Source organism: Acidovorax delafieldii 2AN (assembly GCF_000175235.1).
Taxonomy (GTDB): Bacteria; Pseudomonadota; Gammaproteobacteria; order Burkholderiales; family Burkholderiaceae_C; genus Acidovorax; species Acidovorax delafieldii_B.
The window spans coordinates 1-3,049 of the sequence record NZ_ACQT01000346.1 but is presented as its reverse complement, the minus strand read 5'-3'; the positions used below and the strand labels follow the sequence as shown (position 1 = coordinate 3,049).

Annotated in this window: 3 protein-coding genes; all 3 read right to left on the bottom strand. The window is 65.3% G+C overall.

Features of this window, described 5'->3' with window-relative positions:
- The coding region (locus tag ACDELDRAFT_RS20750) for a sulfurtransferase (RefSeq protein WP_005800055.1) at positions 1-432 on the bottom strand (432 nt) is incomplete at its 3' end.
- Positions 433-483: 51 nt separating this feature from the next.
- Complete coding sequence (locus tag ACDELDRAFT_RS20745; protein WP_040330240.1) at positions 484-1,395, bottom strand: DMT family transporter; 912 nt, start codon at positions 1,393-1,395, stop codon at positions 484-486.
- A gap of 289 nt (positions 1,396-1,684) precedes the next feature.
- Positions 1,685-2,824, bottom strand: coding sequence for an aromatic ring-hydroxylating oxygenase subunit alpha (locus ACDELDRAFT_RS20740; protein WP_005800052.1), 1,140 nt, complete (start codon positions 2,822-2,824; stop codon positions 1,685-1,687).
- Positions 2,825-3,049: the final 225 nt, after the last annotated feature.

Genomic DNA, 3,049 nt, shown 5'->3' with positions numbered 1-3,049 from the left:
CCAGGCCTGCAGGCCACCATCGAGCACGGCCACCGCTTCATGGCCGACCCACTTGAGCATCCACCACAGCCGGCCGCAGTAGTTGGCGCCGTTGCGGTCGTACACCACGGCCTGCATGCCGTTGTGAAAACCCACGCTCGACAGCCACATGGCAAAGCGTTCGCGGCTGGGCAGTGGGTGGCGGCCCCCCGAGGCCGGTTCATCGGCCTCTTGCGCCGTGACGGTGCCTGAGGCGCCGGGCACGCCATGCCGGGCGCTCAGGTTGGTGTCGAGGTGGGCGTACACGGCGCCGGGAATGTGGGCGTCGGCATACTGCTGCGCGCCAGCGGAAGGCTGGGTGAGATCAAAGCTGCAGTCGAACACCATCATCGGTGCACCGCTGGCGATCAGGTTTTGCAGGTCGGAGGCGGACAGGAGGGTGGTGTAGGTCATGGGCGGTCGGGTGCGCACAGGCAGCGGGGCAAACGGACAGCCCCCATTGTGTCAATGTTCCTCGGCCGGCGTGCCGGGCGCCGCGCGGGCGCGCAGCACGGTGGCCACGATGCCGCTGCCCACGATCAGCACCATGCCGGCCCAGCCGATGGGCGGAATCTGGTCGCCAAACAGCACCACGCTGTAGATGGCCGCGAACACGATGCCCGAATACTGCAGGTTGGCCACCACCAGGGTGCCGCGCTGGGTCTTGGCGCTGGCATAGGCCTTGGTCATGCACAACTGCCCGCCAGCTGCCAGCACGCCAATGGGCAGCAGCCACAGGGCCGGCCAGCCCGGCCAGGGCGAGGTGCCGGTGACCAGCAGGGCGGTGCCGCCGGCCACGGCCGAGCCCACCGCGAAATAGAACACCGTGCGCGATTCGGGTTCGCCCAGCCGCGACAGAGCCACCACCTGCATGTAGGCAAAGGCGGCCGTCATGCCCGACATGAGCCCGATCATCCCGGCAAACGCCTGGTTCTGGTCGAGGCTGGGGCGCAGCATCATCACCACACCGACAAAGCCGGTCAGCACCGTCAGCACCAGCGAGCCCTGGAACGCGGGGCGGGGCGACGCGGCCGAGGGGCGCCAGGCCAGCAGCGCGCCGCCCACCAGGAAGGCGGCAATCCACACGCTGCTCATGTAGTTGAGCGTCATGGCGGTGGCCAGCGGCAGGTGGGCGATGGCGTAGAACCACGCCCCCAGCGACGCCACGCCGACCAGGCTGCGCCAGGCGTGCATGCCGGGGTAGCGCGTGGCCAGGGTCACGCCCTGTGAGCGCGCCAGCATCCACAGGATCACGATGCCGATCAGGCCGCGGTAGCAGACCAGTTCGGCCGAGTTGAAATGGCCGGAAGCGATCTTGACGCACACGCCCATGCTCGCAAACAGGAACGCGGCCAGCACCATCCAGAGAGCTTGCATGGGGACAGAGGGGGTTAGAGCAACGCGAGAGAGAGCGACCACGCGCGGCACCGGCCCGAGGGGATCGGTGCGCCGCTACGCAGGCCCGCGCGAAAGCCGTGGCTGTCGCTGCGGTGTGCGGTGGGCATCACGTTCCTGGGCAAGGTGTGTGTCATCGTGGTGGCAAATTCCGCGTTGTTTTGCAATAAATAAAAATAGCTGCCAGCGCTTGTTTGGCAAGCACTGGCAGCTATTTTAATGAGAGCGCCTTGGCGCTGTCCGTCGTATTGGCGACGTTTGGGCGGCGTATTCAGCCCTTTGGCACGGCCTCGCCCATGGCGTCGCGGTACCACTCGTGGAAATGCTGCATGCCGTTTTCCATCGGGCTCTGGTAGGGGCCCACCTCGTTGTCGCCACGCTCGAGCAGGGCCTTGCGGCCGGCGTCCATGCGCTCGCCGATCTCGTCGTCCTCGATGCAGGTCTCCATGTAGGCGGCCTGCTGGGCTTCAACGAATTCGCGTTCGAAGGCGGCGATTTCCTCGGGGTAGTAGAACTCCACCATGTTCAGCGTCTTGGTCGGGCTGATGGGGTGCAGCGTCGAGACGGTGAGCACATGCGGATACCACTCGACCATGATGTGCGGGTAGTAGGTGAGCCAGATCGCGCCGCGCTCGGGCATCTTGCCGCTGCGGTAGTTCAGCAGCACCTCGTGCCATTTCTTGTACACGTCGGAGCCGGGCTGGCCGAAGGCAGACGACACCCCCACGGTTTGCACCGAATACTGTTTCTGGAACTCCCAGCTCAGGTCGTCGCAGGTGACGAAATGGCCCAGGCCCGGATGGAACGGGCCCACGTGGTAGTCCTCAAGATAGACCTCGATGAAGGTTTTCCAGTTGTAGTTGCACTCGTGCAGCTCGATGCGGTCGAGCGCGTAGCCCTCAAAAGAGAGCTCGGCGCGCGGGCCCATGCCGGCCAGGTCGGCCTCGATGTCGCGGCCGTTGTCCTCGAAGAGCAGGCCGTTCCACTCGCGCAGCTTGTAGTTGTTGAGGTTCAGGCAAGGGTCGTGTGCAAAATGCGGTGCGCCCAGCAATTCGCCGCTGGCCTTGTAGGTCCAGCGGTGCAGCGGGCACACGATGTTGCCGCCCGCGCTGCCCTTTTGCTGTGTGTTCAGCGAACCGCGGCCCTTGAGCATGACCGCCTGGCGGTGGCGGCAGACGTTGGAGATCAGCTCCACGCCGCCCTGGGCGTTGCGCACCAGCGCGCGCCCTTCGCCTTCCTGCGGCAGGGCGTGGTAGTCGCCCGGCTGGGGCACGGAAAGCTGGTGCCCCACATAGCGGGGCCCGCGCTGGAAGATGGTTTCCAATTCGCGCTGGAACAGCGCCTCGTCAAAGTAGCTTGAAACTGGTAGTTGGCTTGCGGCCTGCTGCAGTCGAAGACTTAAATCAGACATGGGTGACCTGACCTAAAGACTCCCCACAGGGAGGTGCGCCGGGGCGCATCTGGAAAAAGAAAACCGGCTAGGTGACTAGCCGGCTCGACAGGAATGGGATTATAGGCGGTGGGGTTATTCCCGCACCCTCCTTACGTGTATTGCCCCTTCGCGCTAGCAGTCAGTGCCAGAAAATGCCTGGGCTGCCATCATTTCCCCCGGGATGGCGGCACCCGTGGTGCATGG

Excerpts from the sequence above, each read along its gene's own strand:
- ACDELDRAFT_RS20740 (WP_005800052.1), bottom strand. The coding sequence starts at position 2,824 with ATGTCTGATTTAAGTCTTCGACTGCAGCAGGCCGCAAGCCAACTACCA.
- ACDELDRAFT_RS20745 (WP_040330240.1), bottom strand. The coding sequence starts at position 1,395 with ATGCAAGCTCTCTGGATGGTGCTGGCCGCGTTCCTGTTTGCGAGCATG.